Source organism: Desulfuromusa ferrireducens (assembly GCF_055389805.1).
On record NZ_AP042415.1, the window covers coordinates 2,324,032 to 2,342,985 of the forward strand.

16 protein-coding genes are annotated in these 18,954 nt (G+C 53.3%); 7 read left to right on the forward strand and 9 right to left on the reverse strand.

The genetic code is table 11. From position 1 onward, the window contains the following. Positions 1-405 precede the first annotated feature (405 nt). Positions 406-885, reverse strand: a complete 480-nt coding sequence (locus ACZ5PT_RS10405) for a GreA/GreB family elongation factor (RefSeq protein WP_464262967.1) — start codon at positions 883-885, stop codon at positions 406-408. 306 nt (positions 886-1,191) lie between these two features. Here ACZ5PT_RS10405 and ACZ5PT_RS10410 point away from each other — a divergent pair, with 306 nt between their 5' ends. The 5 genes from ACZ5PT_RS10410 (at position 1,192) to ACZ5PT_RS10430 (ending at position 5,388) form a co-directional block, all read left to right on the forward strand. Then, entirely contained in the window at positions 1,192-1,425 is a 234-nt protein-coding gene (locus ACZ5PT_RS10410; RefSeq protein ID WP_464262968.1) for a hypothetical protein, read from the forward strand. Beyond that, on the forward strand, positions 1,422-2,849 hold the full coding sequence (locus ACZ5PT_RS10415; RefSeq protein WP_464262969.1) for a patatin-like phospholipase family protein: 1,428 nt from the start codon (positions 1,422-1,424) through the stop codon (positions 2,847-2,849). The genes ACZ5PT_RS10410 and ACZ5PT_RS10415 overlap by 4 nt, the downstream gene beginning before the upstream one ends. A 215-nt stretch (positions 2,850-3,064) precedes the next feature. Continuing rightward, a complete protein-coding gene (gene sodC, locus ACZ5PT_RS10420) occupies positions 3,065-3,589 on the forward strand; it encodes a superoxide dismutase [Cu-Zn] SodC (protein WP_464262970.1) in 525 nt (174 codons plus the stop codon). A 100-nt stretch (positions 3,590-3,689) separates the two neighbouring features. Next, on the forward strand, positions 3,690-4,334 hold the full coding sequence (locus ACZ5PT_RS10425) for a deoxynucleotide monophosphate kinase family protein (protein ID WP_464262971.1): 645 nt from the start codon (positions 3,690-3,692) through the stop codon (positions 4,332-4,334). Positions 4,335-4,641: 307 nt separating this feature from the next. Continuing rightward, a complete protein-coding gene (locus ACZ5PT_RS10430; RefSeq protein ID WP_464262972.1) occupies positions 4,642-5,388 on the forward strand; it encodes an SDR family oxidoreductase in 747 nt (248 codons plus the stop codon). A 76-nt stretch (positions 5,389-5,464) separates the two neighbouring features. On the opposite strand, the gene ACZ5PT_RS10435 is transcribed toward ACZ5PT_RS10430, so the two are convergent. Beyond that, the gene (locus tag ACZ5PT_RS10435; RefSeq protein WP_464262973.1) at positions 5,465-8,812 is read right to left on the reverse strand and encodes a bifunctional diguanylate cyclase/phosphodiesterase; all 3,348 of its coding nucleotides are present in this window, start codon (positions 8,810-8,812) and stop codon (positions 5,465-5,467) included. Positions 8,813-9,318: 506 nt separating this feature from the next. Between ACZ5PT_RS10435 and ACZ5PT_RS10440 the strand changes: the two genes are divergently transcribed. Then, a complete protein-coding gene (locus ACZ5PT_RS10440) occupies positions 9,319-9,738 on the forward strand; it encodes a hypothetical protein (protein ID WP_464262974.1) in 420 nt (139 codons plus the stop codon). A gap of 93 nt (positions 9,739-9,831) precedes the next feature. Here ACZ5PT_RS10440 and ACZ5PT_RS10445 read toward each other — a convergent pair whose 3' ends face one another. The 3 genes from ACZ5PT_RS10445 to ACZ5PT_RS10455 form a co-directional block, all read right to left on the reverse strand. Then, positions 9,832-10,335, reverse strand: coding sequence for a shikimate kinase (locus ACZ5PT_RS10445; protein WP_464262975.1), 504 nt, complete (start codon positions 10,333-10,335; stop codon positions 9,832-9,834). Continuing rightward, positions 10,332-11,201, reverse strand: coding sequence for a shikimate dehydrogenase (locus ACZ5PT_RS10450; protein WP_464262976.1), 870 nt, complete (start codon positions 11,199-11,201; stop codon positions 10,332-10,334). Before ACZ5PT_RS10450 ends, ACZ5PT_RS10445 begins: the two co-directional genes overlap by 4 nt. A gap of 92 nt (positions 11,202-11,293) precedes the next feature. Next, positions 11,294-11,725, reverse strand: coding sequence for a hypothetical protein (locus tag ACZ5PT_RS10455; protein WP_464262977.1), 432 nt, complete (start codon positions 11,723-11,725; stop codon positions 11,294-11,296). Between the two features lie 208 nt (positions 11,726-11,933). Between ACZ5PT_RS10455 and ACZ5PT_RS10460 the strand changes: the two genes are divergently transcribed. Then, complete coding sequence (locus tag ACZ5PT_RS10460; protein ID WP_464262978.1) at positions 11,934-13,205, forward strand: BaiN/RdsA family NAD(P)/FAD-dependent oxidoreductase; 1,272 nt, start codon at positions 11,934-11,936, stop codon at positions 13,203-13,205. On the opposite strand, the gene ACZ5PT_RS10465 is transcribed toward ACZ5PT_RS10460, so the two are convergent. From ACZ5PT_RS10465 to ACZ5PT_RS10480, 4 genes are all read right to left on the reverse strand, one after another. After that, the gene (locus ACZ5PT_RS10465; protein WP_464262979.1) at positions 13,186-15,609 is read right to left on the reverse strand and encodes a cache domain-containing protein; all 2,424 of its coding nucleotides are present in this window, start codon (positions 15,607-15,609) and stop codon (positions 13,186-13,188) included. The genes ACZ5PT_RS10460 and ACZ5PT_RS10465 overlap by 20 nt on opposite strands. A gap of 101 nt (positions 15,610-15,710) precedes the next feature. After that, on the reverse strand, positions 15,711-16,472 hold the full coding sequence (locus tag ACZ5PT_RS10470; RefSeq protein ID WP_464262980.1) for a SagB/ThcOx family dehydrogenase: 762 nt from the start codon (positions 16,470-16,472) through the stop codon (positions 15,711-15,713). Positions 16,473-16,697: 225 nt separating this feature from the next. Continuing rightward, a complete protein-coding gene (locus ACZ5PT_RS10475; RefSeq protein ID WP_464262981.1) occupies positions 16,698-17,135 on the reverse strand; it encodes an iron-sulfur cluster assembly scaffold protein in 438 nt (145 codons plus the stop codon). Positions 17,136-17,265: 130 nt separating this feature from the next. Beyond that, positions 17,266-18,930: a formate--tetrahydrofolate ligase gene (locus tag ACZ5PT_RS10480; protein WP_464262982.1), complete on the reverse strand. Its 1,665-nt coding sequence runs from the start codon at positions 18,928-18,930 to the stop codon at positions 17,266-17,268. Between the last annotated feature and the right edge of the window lie 24 nt (positions 18,931-18,954).

Genomic DNA, 18,954 nt, shown 5'->3' on the forward strand with positions numbered 1-18,954 from the left:
GCAGCTCCCGTGGTGGGAAACTGTCAGATTGCTTCAGCAGAAGCACTTGCGGCAGGCATGGCAAAAGTAAATACAGTTACGAATAGAGAAATGACTTCGTTCGCGTAGAAAAGAATGGTGCAGCCAGCAGAGTGCTGAAATTGATGATTATTTAATTGTAAAGAGGCAGGGCCACCCGCACCCGGTATCGCGAAGGAAGGTCGCAATCCAGTGCTGCCCTGTATGGATGAGGGTTCGTCCCGAGCATGCCTGGGGCACAATCGGTCCACCTCGTTTGCGGGTCTATGGTCGGAACATCCGGTGAGAACGTCGCCATGAACCTGACAACCATAACATTATGGAGTCAAAACTGCAAACGGGCCATCCCTGAAGCGAGAAGGATGCGGATTCCCCCCGAAGGCCTTTTTATTCGACGGAGACGATTTCATATTCTCGTCCGGCGTGATTTTGCAGCTCAAAACACTCGCCTGTCTGCCTGCCGAGCAGTTGGCTGCCGAGCGGTGACTCGGGGGTGATCAGCATGATTTCATCCCCTGCTATTTCAAATTTCAGGCCACCAGCGGTCGGACCGAGAAAGACCCGCCTCTGTTTTCCATCATCATCTTCCAGCAGCACCAAGGCACTCAGGCGGATCGGTGAGTGCTCGGTAAAGTTTTGCAGCACCAATGAGCGGTAATTGTTGATCGACTGCGCGATTTCTTCTGCGCGATTGGCCTGCCCTTGGGCAATGTACGATGCTTCCAGGGCGAGGGTCTCGTACTTGCTGTCTGGCACGTTGTCTTCGTGTGTCGCGGCATTATGTGAACTTTTTGCTGCCTGTAACAGCAGCTCGCGGTCGCTTTTCAGTTTGCTAATAATCATTTCACGCAGGTGTTCTTTGTTCATTGGCGGCTCATTTTCTGGGTCATTGATCTGTTGGAAATAACAACGTCGGTTGTTGTTTGAAGCTTCTTTTTAACCCGATCCTCTGCAAAATAACAGCATGAAATTGTGCGCTAAGGGCAGTACTTTGTAGCCAAAAATGAGAATATTGTTTTCAGATTGGTAGTATTTAGATCCGCTGAAGTGTCGCGTCAGATTAATGATATCGTTGAATTTTCAGGAGATTATCAATTGAGTTGTTGGTTGTGGTTTGTCTGTTTGGTGATACATTCATTAGAAAAGGCCCGGCAGGATAAAGGAGGAAAGTGAATGGAATATATCATCGTTAAGTATGCGAAAGAGCGGCAACGTTTTGTTTATATTGATGGCAAAAAAGCTGGTTTGCTCAACCGGCTTATCCGTGTTGGTGCTGGGAGCCATCGGTTTTCCTTGGGGGCTCCACAGGATTATGTGCCGGCTGATGTTGAAATGCAGGTGCAGGGGACCAATGCTTTGCAGCCAGCGATTATCGAATTCGTTGAATTTGTCGAGGAGGAGCGGTGAGTCGCCTTGCTTGGTTGTTGCCAGGGGTAATCCTGGGACTGCTGCTGGGTGGGTGCGGAGCCTTTCTGGAAAATCCGCGTTTGCAGAACTACGACCCTGCGGTTGGTTATCGCTATGATAATCTGCAGCCTGGCGATAAAAACAGCGACAGCCTGTTCGTCGTGCTGGCCTTTTCCGGCGGTGGAACCCGCGCTGCCTCGTTCTCTTATGGACTGCTGGAGGCGTTGCGCGATACCGAGATCGTCTGGCAAGGGCAGCGGAAAAGGTTGCTTGATGAGGTTGATATCATTTCGTCGGTGTCTGGCGGCAGTTTTACCGCCGCCTATTATGCGCTGCACCGTGACGGATTGTTCGATGGTCGGTTCGAAACGGAATTCCTGAAAAAGGATATCGAGAAGGAGTTACTGCTGCGGGCGCTGTCACCGCTCAACTGGCCGAAGCTGGCCGGTTTCAGTTATGGCCGTAGCGACCTGGCCTTTGATTATTACCACCAGTCCCTGTTCGACCAAGCGACCTACGCCAAACTGCTGGAGCGAGGCAGCCGACCGTTTCTGATGGTCAACGCGACCGACATGAATCTCGGTTCCCAGTTTCCATTTATCCAGGATCAATTCGATCTGATCTGCTCCGATTTGAGCACTTTTCCGCTGGCGCGCGCGGTGGCTTCATCCTCTGCGTTCCCTGGTTTGTTGACCCCATTGACCTACAAGAATTACGCGGCGGACTGTCGAGCCGAAGTGCAACCGCCGGAGTGGGTCGAGCTGGCGAAGAATGATTTGCGGGTCACCAAGGAACGGCACGGCAAAGCGATGCAGCGGCTCAGCTATTATGCCCGCCAGCCCTGGCAGAAACCGCGCCCATATCTGCACCTGTTTGATGGCGGGGTGGCAGATAATATCGGCCTACGGAGTATTCTGTTTGCGCTGGAAACCGGTGACCCTGCCTACAGCATCTTGAGCAAGGTTGGCTTTGAGGAGATTGAAAAACTGGTGGTGATCGTGGTTAACGCCGCCACCGATCCAGAATCAAAGCGGGATCAAAGTTCCAGTGTTCCTGGCGTCGTGGATGTGCTGACCACGGCCGCAGTGGTGCCGTTAGATAATTACTCTTTCGACACGGTTCAACGTGTGCAGACCGCGCTACAGGAGTATCGCAGCGGAGTGGAACTACGGACCTCCTGCCAAGCGATTCTTGACCAGAAATGCCTGGGCGTAAAGCTGTCCAGCTCATTGTACGAAGTGGATGTCTACCTGAGTTACATCGCTTTTGATTATATCCCCGATCCACAAACCCAGTTCGAATTCAAAAATATGCCGACTACTTTCAAGCTGTCCGGAGAAAAGGTTGATGACCTCAGGCAGATAGCTCGGCAGTTGCTACAGGACGATCCGGATTTTCAGAAGTTGCTACGTGAGTTGAATTAAGTTAGAAGCGTTTCTGCGCGGCATCGATGCCATCGATGCCATCGATGCCGCTGAGTCCGTGCCGGTGGTAATCATGCTCCGTTACGTTTTTATTTACCGACCCAGCACAAAATCCCATTTGGTAGTAAAATAGTAAACAATAAACAGAGATGAACCGGCCGACTGCGTTTTGGAACGCTTCGAGCGGGTTCTGGTTCGTGTTGAAGGAGCTATCAATGAAGACCCCGTTGAAATTACCCCTCTGTATTGCTTTGCTTTTGTGCACGTCCCCGGTGTTCGCCGAAATTACGGTGCCGATGAAGGTGATCGACGCCACTGGAACGGTGCAGGTCGTCGGTGTAATTGCGATCAGCGAATCCGCTCATGGGTTGGTCTTTACGCCAAGTCTGCAAGGGCTGACACCCGGTCTGCACGGTTTCCATCTGCACCAGAATCAGAGCTGCGCGCCCGGTGAGAAAAATGGCAAAACAGTCGCCGGGTTGGCAGTAGGCGGCCATTTCGATCCGGCCGGTAGTTACAAACATGGGACTCCCTGGGGCGATGGGCATCTGGGAGACTTGCCCAGTCTTTTTGTTGATAGTCAAGGCTATGCAAAATCAGCAGTGCTGGCACCACGTTTAAAAATGTCGGATATCGTTAAGCGGTCGCTGATGATTCATGCCGGTGGTGATAATTACTCCGATCAGCCGAAAAAACTCGGCGGTGGCGGAGCACGCATGGCTTGTGGCGTCATTAACTGACCGTTTGCCCTATTGAAGCAGCGATCTATTTCCGGTACAGTCAGAAATCGATTTTGTTTGAATTTATGGTCATGTTCTGTTTTGCCACGAGGTTGTCTTTATGATTATCGGATTTGCCGGAAAAGCTGCGTCAGGAAAAACAACCGCTGCTCAGCATCTTGCGCCTTTGCTGACGGGGGAGGTGCTGATTGTCCCGATGGCTATGGTGCTGCGTGACGAGGTTGAAGGTTTTTTACGTGCCATCGATGCCGCCGAGTCCGTGCCGCTGGTGTACGGTTGTCAGGACGATAAGCTGCGTGTTTTCTATCTTCAGCAGGATAAAGCCTTGCAACAGTGCCCGCAGTGGGTCGGCTATATCGCCGATCACGGCGACATTCAGGATCGTCCAGGGCAGACGGCGGTGACTGTGCGGAGGATTCTGCAGTGGTGGGGAACCGAATATCGTCGCGCACAGGATCCCGATTACTGGACCAAGGCCTGGGAGCGCAAGATTCAGCAGTATGATCTGGCGCAAACGCATATCGTCATCGACGATGTGCGTTTTATGAACGAGCTGCAGATCATCAAGGAACAGGGCGGGCTGATCGTCAAGATCGACCGGCCCGGGTTTGCTGCCGGCGGGGATCATGCCAGCGAGACCTCCCTGGATGGCTACCATGATTGGCAACAGGTTGTTCTCAATGACGGCAGTCTGGAGCAGTTCAAGCAGCAGGTCGCACAGTTATCTGCTCTGACAGCGACATAAAATAAGCTATCAATTCTGTTTACGATAAGAGGCAGCGGTTCCCGTGGGTGGAGTCGCTGCCTTTTTAGAATGAGGTGGAAATCCGTGCCGTTGAACGCCCCGGTGCTTATAAGTCGAGATTGAGAAAATAACCGAAGGGTGTCTGTCAGATATCATAGACGGCATTGCTCAAGCGTTGACTGGCACGAAGCAGCAGTTTCATTCGGTTATTATAGCGAATTCTAGCGTCGGCACTATGAGTCCGCGTAGATTTGCTAAACTGTTGATTGGACTTTTGATTGATCCTTTGGGCGTGGGAGGCTTGGCGATGGCGGGAGAATTAGAGGGGAAAACGGCACTGGTGACCGGTGCTTCACGTGGTATCGGTCGTGCGATTGCTTTGCAGTTGGCGCTGCAGGGTGCTTCGCTGGTGGTCAATTACCATAACAGCGCCGATGCCGCGCAACAGGTTGTCAGGCAAATAGCCGAACAGGGCGGACGCGCCGTCGCGGTGCAGGCGGATATGGCCAAAATTGATGAAGTTGAAACCTTGTTCAATTTGACTCAGATGGAATTTGGTCGCTTAGATATCCTGGTCAATAATGCCGGACTGGCAATTTTTAAACCGGTCGACGAACTGACCGAAAGTGATATCGACCGAACCTTCGCACTTGACGTGAAGGGAGTTTTCTTTGCCTGCCAGCAGGCGGCGAGGAAGCTGGCTGATGGTGGCCGGATCATCAACATTTCCTCAACCGTGACCCGGGTGATGCTACCGAACTATGGGCTGTACGCTGCCAGTAAGGGAGCGATCGAGCAGTTGACCAAATCCTTGGCTAAAGAGTTGGGCCCGCGCAATATCACCGTGAATAACCTCTCTCCAGGGCCGACCGATACCGAACTGTTTCGGCACGGCAAGACCGAGCAACAGATTGATGTGCTGGCCGGGATGGCTGCCTTTAACCGTCTCGGAACACCCGAAGATATTGCCAATGCGGTCCTGTTGTTAACGGCGGATGAGGCGGGTTGGATCACCGGTCAGACGATCTGTGCCAATGGTGGTTTTGCCGCCTGATTTCGTGCTGTTTTTTCCCCAGAGAGCCTAGTCTGCGACCTTGAGTTGCAACGAACTGCAGCAATCGATTTGTGCTTCAGTCATTATCGGCAAGAGGGAAATTAAATGTCGCCCAGGGCGAATCGGTCGCGGCAGTGGCGCGTTGTTCCTGATTGCGGTCGAAAAATGGCGTCAGCTGTGCGTCTGTGGTTGGCGGGCTAAAGAGGAATCCCTGGCCATATTGGCAGCTCATTTCTTGGAGCAACTGAAGTTGTTCAGACGTTTCGACCCCCTCCGCCAAAACTTCCATATTCATCGTGTTGCCCAGGGCGATAATTGATTTGGCGATCGAGGAATCATTGGCGTTGTGGGTAATATCGGTGATGAAGGAGCGATCGATTTTCAGCCGCGAAACGGGGAAGCGTTTCAGGTAGCTCAATGACGAATAGCCGGTGCCAAAGTCATCAATCGCCAAGTGGATGCCTTGCTGGTGCAGGTTGTTCATGATCAAAATTGCCCCGGAGACATCTTTCATGACGATACTTTCGGTCAGTTCCAGCTCCAGCCACTGTGAGTCGAGGCCGGTCTTCGCCAGAATGTTGTTGATCGTGTCGATCAGGCCAGCTTGACGGAACTGCCTCGCCGAGACATTGACCGCCATCCGCAACGGCGGATAACCGGCATCCTGCCAGGCTTTGTTTTGCCGGCAGGCCGTTGCCATGACCCATTCCCCCAAGGGGACGATCAGCCCGGTCTCTTCGGCCAGCGGGATGAAGTCCTCTGGAGCGATTATTCCTTTGTCCGGGTGCTTCCAGCGAACCAGGGCTTCAATGCCGACCATTGATCCGCTGCGCAGATCGATCTGTGGTTGGTAATACAGGACCATCTGTCGTTGCTCCAGGGCCTTGCGCAGATCGGCTTCGAGTAGCAACAGCTCGTGGGTGTGTGCGTTCATGTCCGGGGTGTAAAACTGGTAATTGTTGCGGCCTTGTTCTTTGGCGCGATACATGGCGACGTCGGCACTCTTCAACAGTCCTTCGCCGTCGACGCCGTCGCAGGGGAACATACTGATGCCGATGCTGGCGGTGGTGGTGAATTCGTGATCTTCGACGGAAATTGTTTCGGTCAGGGAACTCAGGATTTTTTGTGCCAGGGTGGCCGCACCGAGGACATCCTGGAGGTCTTCAACGATGATGAGAAATTCGTCGCCGCCCAGTCGGGCGACCGTGTCGACATTGCGAACACTGGCCAGCAAACGGTTTGCTACCTCGCGCAGAACCTCGTCACCGACTGCGTGACCGAGCGAGTCATTGATATTTTTAAAGCGATCCAGATCAAGAAACAGTAACGCCAGTTGGGTTTTTGAGCGTTGCGCCTTGGCCATGGCATGCTGCAGTCGGTCATTAAAGCGGAACCGGTTTGGCAGGTGGGTCAGGGGGTCGTGATGGGCCAGAAATTCGAGCCGGTCGTCACGTTCGGCGATATCTCTTTCCATCGACAAGCGGTCGGTAATGTCGCGTGATGATTCAATGATGCCCAGCAAGGTACCGTCTTCGCTCCGGTAGGGAGAGGCGACCAGTTCAAAACTCCGGGTTTCTCCGGATTTTAGCTGATGCCGGTGGACGACAGTGACCGGTCGATCACTTCTTTTGACCTCCTGCAACGGGCAGGGATGGGCTATGCCGCTGCAGGGTTCGGAATCCTGGTGGGAGGCTTGATAGCAATAGAGGGGACTGGCAGTAGCGTAGCGATCGAGTAAATTGGCTTTGCTGGATTTGTTCAACAACAAAACCTGGTAATCGAGACCGATCACCATCAATGGATCGCTGACGCCGTCGATGATCGTCTGCAGAAAGCTCCGTTCTGTTTCCAGGGTTTCTTCGATTTTTCTCCGCTCGGTGATGTTGCGGAAGATCCCTCGTGAGGCGATAGGGCGGTCATTATCAAGTTGCACGCTGACAAGCCCTTCGAGAAGGATTTTATCGCCGTTTTTGGTTTTGAAGGTAGCTTCGAAGCTGCCGCCCCGTCCGCTCTGCATTAACTGTTGAAAGGCCAGTTGACAGTGGCACAGTGACTCTGGGTGGATGACGTCAAAAATATTCAGCCCTTGAATCTCAGAATCCTTATAACCCAGGGTTTTCTGCCAGGCCTGATTGACAAATAGGATCGAACCATCGGGCGCAACACTTTGGATCAGATCGCTCGCGTTGTCGAAAAGGTCGCGCAATCGCGTTTCGCTGTCACGCAGCAGGCTTTCAACCAGGCGGCGTTCGGAAATTTCGTGGTTGAGATCATCCCGCGAAGCAGTGACCTCGGCCAAGCTCGCTGTCATTTGATCAAAGGCTTTGGCGACCTCACCGATCTCGTCCTTACTGGTCATATCCAGCCTGATATCCAATTTGCCGCTGGCGACTTTTTGCATGCCCTGTTTCAGGCTATAGATCGGCTTGGTAATCGATCTGGCCATCAATTGTGCGACCAATGTTCCGATGATCGCGATCAGTAGTAGGATCGTCAAAGTGATGGTTTTCAATCCCTGTATTGAGGTCAGAGCTTCGCTGGCGTTGATCTTCGCCACCATCCCCAGATTCAATTCCGGCAGGTAGCGCCAGACGGCGATGATTTCCGTGCCGCGGAAGTCTTTCGTCAAACCTGCTCCGTTTAGGCCACTGACCGCTTTTTGCATGGCGAAGGACTCACTCGACTCAGAAAAAGGGACCAGTTTTTTATCTTTTCCATGAGGGTTTTGCAGGGAGGCAGTCAGGTTGGCATAATGATTTTCACCGGACTTGATCCCGAGAACGGTCTTGCCGGTCTTGCCAAGGCCAGTGTTATCGAGAAAGACACCGCTGGCAATGCTCAAATTGATTTCAAAAAACATCAAGCCGGCGATATCCTGGTTGTTAAGAATCGCTCCTGCCACCAGCATGCCGTCTTTTTCTTTTCCCGGAACCGAGTGATAAAAACGGATCAGAGGATCGCCCTGTATTGCTGCCCTGAAGATCCCTTTATCGGCATGATTGAACTTTTCGCCGATGTGGTTTTGCGGGTGTTGCGGGTCGCTCTGATAGACAACCTTGCCGGTCGAATCGGTCAGGATGATCAGATCCAGGCTATGTCCCTCCTGTAAGGGTTGCAGAAGTCTGTCAATGGCCAGCCTGGCGGCTTTATACGCAGGATGCTGTGGTCGATCAATGTGTGTTACGAGGGTGGCAAGGTCTTGTCCAATAGTTTGTGAATTGCTGACCTGCTGGAAATCCCGGATGCTGTGGGCGGAGAAGTCTTCGATCGATTTCTGTTTGATTTCGGCAATCGCTTCAAGTGATGCAATCTGGTTGTAAATCAGGGTCTGCTCGGCGAAATGAAAAATTAGCAACCCGGTCAGCAGAGTGGGAGCCAGGACCAAAAGCAGCAGGGCAAAGAAAAATTTCTTTCTGATCGACATTGGTGATCCTCTTCATCGCCGGGGGCCTAATAGATGAAGCCAAAACATGCAATTTCCAGCCCTAGTTATGGGGGAATGTTGAATCCGGTCTATTTTTCCTCTGTTGCGCTAGTCTTTAAGCTGCGTTGTTGTTGATACGAATAGTTGAAATAGCCGATTGGGTTGCGTAGTAGTGATGTCGATATTGATGTGTATCGTGGCATGTCTCTCTTCATTCATTTCAAAATCCAACCATGTTTTAAGCGATAAATACCCATATTTGGTTATTTGACCACTAACCGAGGGGTGATATGGCGGGGTTTCTCTTGGTGTTTGTTCGCAAAGAAACGCTGGTTTTGTCGTTGGGTTGCTCTGGTCTCGCGATGAAAAGGTTTCTGGCTGTCGTCAACCTTTTCAATGGACAGGCGTTTTATCAAGCACGAACGAAAGGTTAAACACTTACGCGGTTGTTTGAGCAGCAGGTCCATTGGGGACAAATTGAATGCGAAAGATAAGGGGAGGAAAAAATGAATAAGACATTGTTGATCGCAGCATTTTTTCTGGTAGTAAATGCAACCCTGGTCATTGCTCATCACCCAGCAGCAGACATGGTTGATGCTGAGATTTATGCAATGATCGATGATTTGGTTTCAGATACCCCGCACGCCGAACTGGATTTTGATGTCGTTATGGGCGATGGCGATGATACGACCATCATCAACACCGATACGGTCGCAGCAGCAGACGATCTGATCGACGATGGCTTGCTCGACGATTTATCTTTTCTTGATGGCGATGTGAGCATCACGATCGACTTCCCGGACGAAGATGAAGTGTTGTTGCAAAGTGTCGAAGAGTTGAATCAGAAAGTGGTTGACGGTCAGGTTGTGAGTGGCTGGCAACGGCCGGTGACAATCACCATCAAGCATACGTATGAAGTTGATTAGGTGCTCACAGTAATTCGATGGTTAGCGCGGCCAGCGGACAGTGATACAAGTTGTCCGCTGGCTTTTTACTTAGGCCATGAGTAACTTGACCATCTATTTCCAGAGTTCAATGATCTGTTGCGTCACCTGATGTGGGGTCCGGTCGTCGGTCGCGATGATATGCTGTGCCACCGCACGGTAGAGGGGGGTTCTTCGTTCTAGGACCTCGGTGATTTCTTCGGTAAAGGTCTTGCCCTCAACCAGCGCCGGGCGTTGCGTATCATTCCCAATCCGCGCAACGATGGTCTCGACTGAGGCCTGCAACCAGAAAACCTGCGCATTCTGTTGTAGGATGTCGACATTCTCCGGTCGTTCTATCACTCCGCCGCCGCAATCGATCACCAGCTTGTCGAGCCCTGACAGTTTCCGGGCCTCGGCGGTTTCCATATCGCGGAATTTTTCCCAGCCGAATTTGGCGACGATTTCCGGAATCGGCATGCCAGCGGATTTGATGATTTCCTCATCCATGCTGACCACCTGGCGCGAAAAGTGTTCGCCCAGCAGGTGGCCGACGTGACTTTTGCCGGTACCGCGATAGCCGATCAAAACGATGTTCATGCCGTCAGCCTTTCCATCACCACCTTGCGCATTACTTCGACCGGGGCGTCGATGCCGGTAAATTGCTCAAATTGCAACACTGCCTGGTTGATAAACATTTCGACCCCGGAGATGGTCCGGCAACCGCTGGCCTTGGCTTCTTTGAGCAGCTTGGTCTCCAGCGGGTTGTAGACCACATCGAAGACCACCTGTCCCGGGCGGAACAGTTCAGCCGGAACCAGTGACATCTCCTCTTTCGGGTGCATGCCGATCGGCGTGCAGTGGATGATAACATCACTTTTAGCCATCGCATCAGCCAGAGAGGAGTCGTCCATCAGCGCCGAACTGATCTGTGCTGCAGTGCCGGACTGCAGGTCCGCGGTCAGCTCTTGCAACATCTCCTGATTGATATCGAGCATCACCAGCTCTGCCAACTGGGACTGGTTGGCCAGGGTGAAGGCGATAGCACGTGCAGCACCGCCGCAGCCAAGCATCAGAACTGTTTTGCCATTCAGGCTGACATCGGCATCGAGCAGTGCTTTGAGCGCGCCCGGGCCGTCGGTTCCCAAGCCGATCAGCTTGCCATCTTTGCAGACCACGGTGTTGATTGAACCGATGGCGCGATCAACTTCGGCGATCTCGTCAACATGTTTCATCACTTCGATCTTGTGTGGGATGGTGACGCTCATGCCGCGAAAGTTGCCCAGCGCCCGCATTCCGGACAAGGCACTGGCAACGTCATCGACCTGGCAGGCAACATAAACAAAGTCCTGCTCGGTGGCGACGAAGGCAGCGTTGTGGATCGCCGGGGACATGCTGTGTCCGACCGGGCTACCGATCAGGGCGCAGAATTGGGTGTTGGGACTGATGGAGCTTTTGTCTTGCATGGAAAAATCCTCCAGAGGATAGCATCGAAAGATTACGTCTTGGTAGCAGCGGTCATCCTAGCGCAGAGTGTTGGCCGACGAAAGAGGCTATTTTAGCTTTTCAGCATCCGGGTGCGTTGTCGGCGTTCGGCGTAATCGCACTCGTGGCTCATGCGCCAGATCACCCGCAGGCGTCGCCGGGCTGCAGGCAGAAAACCGACCGCAGCCAGCAGGGCGAAGATAGCGAGCAGCAGCGTTGCATTGTCCCGATATTCAAACCAGAACTTGCGCTGCACGTAGTTGTCGCCGAATTGCAAGAGACCGGCAAACAGCAGCGCGTAAAGACTGATCCGCAGCAGCAATTGCAGGTTGATCATATACTTGACCTGTCCGGCGGCGGCTTTGTGGGTCAACCTTTTCCAGCGGGTTTGCAGCAGGCCATGCAGGCAGAACAGCATGCCCAGCAGGTTGATGAGCAGCTGGGTGCCGAGCACGCCGGAGATTGCTCCCCAGACGATGGCAGTCATAATGGTATTTGTGGTCATTGGTTTTCGCCGGTCCTTGGTTCTCTAGTAAAGTAATGGGGCAGGGTACAGCAGCTGTCTTTTTTCGTCCAGTCTTCTCAATTTATAACCGGACTCAGGAAGAATCCCGTACATCTGTTTCTTCGAGAGGCAACAATCTTGACATGCGCCGAAGACTGTCCTAGCCTGCGCGAATTCTGTCCCTTTTACGCCGAACTGCGGGTGCAACATGACAAAGTCACATTCTTCTGCTCAAAATTATGATCTGATCGTCATCGGTGGCGGTGCGGCCGGATTGTTTGCCGCCGGATTTGCCGCTCTGAACGGCGCGCGGGTGCTGCTGCTGGAGAAAAACCCGCAGTGCGGAGCCAAGGTGCTGATCACCGGCAAGGGGCGCTGCAACGTTACCAATAGCGAGACCGATCCATTACGACTTGTCGAGTACTTCGGTCGCAACGGCAAGGCGTTGTTGACAGCATTGTATGCTTTCGGGGTAAAGGAGACGATCGATTTCTTCGAACAGCGCGGCCTCAAATTAAAGACCGAACGGGCTGGGCGGGTCTTTCCGGAGCAAGGCGGTGCCGGCGACGTGCAGAAGTTGTTACTGAAATTTGTCAAAGATGTTGGTGTTGAGGTGGTGAAAGATTGTCAGGTCAAACAGTTGAAAATGAGCGCTGGCCTGATTGCGGCGGTTGAAACCACGCGTGGAACTTTCATTGCCAAGAAATACGTGTTGGCGACCGGTGGTCTTTCCTATCCAGAAACCGGTTGTACTGGCGATGGCTACGACTGGGCCGAAGCGACCGGACATAAACTGGTGACACCGCAGGCGGCGCTGATGCCGCTGACGTTAGCCGAAGACTGGACGGCAGAATGGTGTGATTTCAATCTGAAGAATATCAACGTGATTGCGCGGCGGGACGGTAAGCCGCTAACCGAACGTTTCGGCGAGGCGTTCTTCACCCGTAGCGGTATTGGTGGCCCGATTATTCTTGATATGAGCCGTTCCATCCGCGATGCTTTGAAAAAAGGCAAGGTGACACTGCATCTCGATCTGAAACCGGCCGTGACGGCGGAACTGTTTGATAAGCGTTTGCAGCGGGAATTTGCCGAGTTGAACAACAAGGATTTTCGTAACTCATTGGCTGGTCTGCTGCCGCGCGATATGATTCCCCGTTTTATCACCCTGTCAGGGATCGATCCGTACAAAAAGTGCCACTCGATCAGCAAGTCCGAGCGGAAAACCCTGCTCGGATTGTTCAAGGATCTGACCCTGCAGGTGACCGGGCACGAGGGTTTTAAAAAGTCGATAGTCACCTCTGGTGGGGTCTCTTTGAAAGATATCGACATGCGCAGTATGCGCTCGAAGAAGGTTGAAAACCTCTATTTTGCCGGAGAGGTCATCGATCTGGACGGGCCGACCGGCGGTTTTAACCTCCAGGTCTGTTGGTCAACCGGTTATCTGGCTGGAACCAGTGCCGCTAGCTCGTTACTTGATTGAGGGGTAGCTTGATGGTGAAACTAGTTCCTTGACCTGGAGCAGAGTCAACCTTGATGCTGCCGCCGTGATTTTCCTGGACGATAAAATAAGCGACGAACAGGCCCAGTCCGGTTCCTTTGCCAACGCCCTTGGTGGTGAAGAAGGGTTCGAAGATCCTTTTTCGGATCGTTTCGGGGATGCCGGGACCCGAGTCGCTGATGTTGATGGTGGCCAGCCTGTTTTCAGCGAAAATATCGATCTTAAACTGTCTTTCTTCGACCGGGATATTTCCGTCGATCATGGCCTGTACGCCATTTTTCAATAGGTTGAAAATGACTTGTTGAATTTTGCTGGCCGAGCAGACCACTTCCGGCATTCCCTCCGCGTAGTTACGCTGAATCTTAATCTGCTCGAAAGCATATTCCTGCTGTAAATCGTAATCATTCGCGAGCAACTCTAGAGTGTTGTCGATGATTAGTCCTAAACTTGCCGGCTTGAAATCGCGCTGTCCGCTGCGGCTGAAGTTAAGCATGTTTTCGACGATTTTTGCTGCCCTGGTGCAGGAACTCATGGCTTGCTCAAGCTTTTCCGGTACTCGACTTGCCAAAAGAAAGCTTTGCAGCGAATCAATATCTAGCTGGCAACTTTTTGCCCTTTCGCGGTTTTTGGGATTATCTGCCGAAAGGCGCATCTGGACCAGTTGAATGTTTTGGATGATACTTGCCAACGGGTTGTTGACTTCATGGGCCATGCCGGCCGCCAGGCCGCCGACTGAGAGCATTTTTTCTGATTGGACGAGGTTCTCTTCCAGCAATTTACGTTCGGTGATGTCATCGATTCTGATGACAACACTCTGCGGCAGAGATGAACTGAGCGGGTAGGCGGAGATGTTTTTGTTTCTCCGTTCCTCTTCTTCAATAATTTCTATACTCGCCTGATAAATACTCTGTTCGCGACAGGTTTTTTGCAGAATTTCCGCCAGGGATTCTTTTAGGTATGGGAGCAGTTCGATCAGGTTTTTCCCGCTCGCTTCCGCTTGAGAAATCGTCGTTGTTTCGACGGCAAATTTATTCCACTGGCTTACCTGGCCGTGGCAATCGACGGTTGTCAGGATTGACGGCATGGCGTCAATGACATTGCTCAGTTGATCCCGGTATTCCTTCGCCTCCATTTCAAAGTGGTGACGTTCTTCCAGCATCCGATTGGCCGATTGGCCCAGGTTTTTAAACTCGGCAAAGGTTTGTTGCGCGACATCGAGCGGCTTGGCTTGAGTTGCTGCCTGGGCAAAAAAGTTTTGAAATGCCTGGAAACTGGAGTGAACCTGTCGCCCCAGCTGGCGTGAGAGAATCAGGCCGAGCAGCAGGAACAGAGCCAGAACGGAGATTATGGTCCCAATTTTGTTACGGATGGACGCCCTTTGTTGCGCAATCATCGCGGCCAGTTCTTGGTCGAGATCAGCGACGAAATCGCCACTGCCGAGATACCATTGCCATTCGGGAATGCCGGTGACGTAGCTGATTTTCTCTTCCGGCCGCGCTCCATCCAGCGGCGGCATCACGTAGCGCAGATAGCCCCCGTCCGCTTTTGCCCGTTTGATCAGTTCCTGAACAATTTTAAGACCGTTATTGTCCTCGACGTTGTACATGTTACGTCCCTTGGCCGGGTACGCCAGAGAGATCCCCTGATAGTTGGCGACGAAAATATAGCCCTTGTCTTTAAACCGGGTAGATTCAATGCGCCGGATCAACTCATCCTGCAAGTCGCTGACAACGTCATCAATATATTCGCCCGTGCCGACGAACCAGTCGAGCGGTTCAAAATACTTGATATAGGCAACCTTGCGATGCTGCCCTTCGGGGCTGCCCGGTTTGGTCCAGGAGTATTCGTAATAGCCTTCGCCCTGTTCCTTAACCAGCGCGATCATATCCTGCACCACCGGTTTGCCGTTCATATCACGGATATTCAGGAAGCTGGTGCCTTCAAGGGCGGAATTGGGCGGAAACAGCTGTTCAATACCGTCCACTCCTGTGGCAAAGAAATAGCCGCGTCCGTCGTTATAGCGGATCGCTCTCAACGAGGTGCGGATCATGGTCGCAATTTGCTTGATCCCTTGATCCTTTTTCGATTGCTGATAGATGCTTTCCATAACGGCATAGGCTTCTAAAGTCCGTAGCCGAATATCCGTGCGCATCTGTTCATCGAGCAATTGTCGTTCGTGATTGATCATGTCACGAACTTGATGGACCCGTTCCTTAAGTTGCGCCATCTGTCGCTGGACGGCTTGTTCTTTGAGGGTTTTGGTTTCCGTGAGCAGCTGCAGATGGCTGCTGTAGAGCCAGGCTAGACCGATGGCCAGAATCGACAGAATGACGCCGAGCAGGTAGCGGAGCAGAAAGCTGTTGGTCAGTTTTTTTTCTTGCGGCATCGGATTCCGGATTCGATCAATGGGGATAAGAATCCGCTAATCATACTGGTCTGTGGTAAATATATCAATCTGAAACGTGACAGGTGACTGACAGCAGCTGGCTACACTTTCCCGACCGGAGCCAGGTAGAGGGTAAACTCATCTTCACCATCGACGCCCAGCAGTTCATCCATCAACCTTTGATGATAGGCGGCAATCGCGCAGGTCCCCGCACCGATCGCCTCGCAGGCCAGGTAGAGGTTTTGGCAAAGGTGGCCGGCATCCATCAGGATGACCCGGTGCGCGGCGGTGTGATAGCGCCATTCGCTGCGGTAGGGGATAACGGTCCAGGCAAAACAGACTGGCGCCGCTGCGCAGAAAGATTGGCCTAAAGTACCTTCTGTCAGGGATTCCTTGAGCACATTCAACTCCATCTCGCGTTCCAGAACCAGGGCATGCTCAAGCGACAGGTAGCGGTAGAGTCCCGGTTGCAGGGTTTCGACATCGGAGACCAGCAGGTAGGTTTCGAAGGGATGGCGACATCCGGCCGACGGGACGGTGCGCAGGCTGCTTCCGCGGCCGATACCTCCTTTGATCCCCTGGGTGGCCCAGAGCAGCATCCCCAGTTCGGCCAACGTCAGCGGCTCCGGCTTGAAGTCGCGGTGACTGCGGCGTTGGTGGATCGCTTCAAGCAGGTCAGTGCCGGAGAAATCGGCCCACGGCTCCCCCTCGGGCAGCGGGATTTGTTGTTGCCCTGGCTGCGGCGGTTTTTGCAGCGGCGGCGGGGCGGTTCCCTGGTTCTGGTCGGTGAGATTGAAATTGATCTGCAAGCGCAGGTTGTCTTTGAGGAACTCGCGGTGAGCCTTAATGGTTTCCTCAGCCATGCCATCCCCCTTATTGGTTATTTTAATGACTATAGCGGGTATCCATGAGGTTTTTGCACGGCTGGTGGTTTTTTTAAGGTGCAGTGGTGTTGATGCCGGTCGGTGACTGATGGGGTGTTGACTGCGCCAGCTTCAGGGCTCCCCCTTTTCCGTTTCAGGGGCGTTGAGTCGCAACAGGGGGCTCGGTTCATGCCACCCTGTTGCCTTTAACTTTGCAGAGGTTGTTTAGGTTTTGTTCTCCAGGGATGCTTCGGAAAGCAGCTCTTTGCGTTCCGGTAGCGGCTGTTTATTCGGGTCGTTGCGATTCTTGCGGTACTCATTGACCCCGGCGTGCAGTGCGCTGGCGACCAGGTTGGAGCAGTGCTCTTTTTCTGCCGGCAGGCCACCGAGGGCATTGCTGACCTCTTCCGCTTTAAATTCAAGCAGCTCATCGAGGGTTTTGCCTTTGGCCAATACTGACCCCATTGACGAGGTGGCGATGGCGGCACCGCAGCCGTAAATCTTGTACTTGATATCAGTCAGGACATCGTCGTCAATCTTCATAAAAATCAGGATCGAATCACCGCAACCGGGATCGCCTACCTGAATCAGCATCTCGGCGTTTTCGATGCGGCCCATGTTGCGTGGATTTTGGAAGTGATCCATGACGATTTCATTGTACATTGCCAACTCCTCCTGCTTTATGTGCATATGCACGATAGTTTCATGTGGGGCAGGAATCAATCTATTGCTCTTTGACTTTTGTGGCAATAGGATTTTTAAACTTCCCTCGATCGATGGCGTCGGGACATCTTCAATCCAGTCCGGCGATGGTGCCGTCCTCGCGCAATTGCCAGCGCTCCGCCGCCGGGTGTTGCGGCAGACCCGGCATGCGCAGAATATCACCGGTCAGGACGACCAGGAAACCGGCGCCAGAATTGATCTCGATGCCGCGCACCGTGATGTCGAAGTCGCGTGGTCGGCCGAACAGTTTCGGGTCGTCGGAGAGCGAGCCGGGCGCTTTGGCGATGCAGACCGGCAGCTGATCAAAGCCGAGTTGCTGCACTTGGCGCAGGTCTTTGGCCGCCTGCTTGGTAAAGGCGACATCGTCGGCGCCGTAAATTTCGCGGCAGATGATCCGCACCTTTTCTTCCACCGAGATATCCAAAGGGTAGAGGGGGCGGTACGGTTGACTCTGCTGCGCGACCTGCATCACCTTTTCGGCCAGTTCAACGGCGCCGGAGCCCCCTGTCGCATGATGATCGCAAAGAGCGAAGGGGGTCTTCAGCTCCTGGCAGCGTGCTTCGATGATCGCCAGCTCGGCGACATTGTCGCCAGCAAAGCGGTTCAGCGCGACCACCGGCTGTTTGTTGAATTTGCGCACATTTTCAATATGTTTATCCAGGTTGGCCAAGCCTCTGCGCAGCGCCGGAAGGTCTTTTCCCGCCAGTTCCGCTTTGGCCATGCCTCCGTGTAATTTCAGCGCTCTGGTGGTGGTGACCAGCACCACTGCCTGCGGGTCGAGTCCGCCGAGCCGACACTTGATATCGAAAAATTTCTCCGCGCCCAAATCAAAGCCAAAACCAGCTTCGGTGATCGTCCAGTCAGCATGGTGCTGTGCCATCCGCGTCGCCAACAGGCTGTTGCAACCGTGGGCGATATTGGCAAAGGGGCCGCCGTGGACCAGGGTGGGAACCCCCTCCAGGGTTTGCACCAGGTTGGGATGGATGGCATCGCGCAGCAGGGCGAGCATGGCGCCGGTGATCTGCAGCTGTTTGGCAAATATCGGGTCACCGTCGTAGGTGAAGGCAATCAAGGTATTTTCCAGCCGCTGACGAAAGTCATCCAGATCGGATGCCAGGCAGAGCATCGCCATCACTTCGGACGCAGCAGTAATGTCGAAGCCGCCTTCGCGTGGGATCCCTTGTAGTTTTCCGCCCAGCCCTAAAACGATATGCCGCAGACTGCGGTCGTTCATATCGATCACCCGACGCCAGAGCACGCGCCGAGGGTCGATGTTTAAGCTGTTGCCTTGATAAATATGATTATCGATCACCGCCGAAAGCAGATTGTTGGCGCTGGTAATGGCGTGAAAGTCGCCGGTTAAGTGCAGATTGATGCGATCGGCCGGAATAATCTGACTGTAACCGCCGCCGGTGGCGCCCCCCTTCATCCCCAAGCAGGGGCCGAGGGAGGGTTCGCGTAGCGCCAGGCAAACCGATTCGCCCAATTTAGCAAAGGCTTGTCCCAGGCCTATGGTGGTGGTGGTCTTGCCTTCGCCGGCGGCGGTCGGGGTGGTGGCCGAAATCAGGATCAATCGACCTTGTCTTTTGCTCGGGCGTTGCAGGCTTCTGCTGTGGATCTTAGCGATTTCCCGGCCGTAGGGGAGTAAATCGTCATTGTTGATTCCGAGCTGGTCGGCGATCTGTCCGATCGGTTTTGGCTGGGCCTGATGGGCAATTTCGGCGTCACTGGGCATGGCAAATCCTGTCTCATCTAGCGG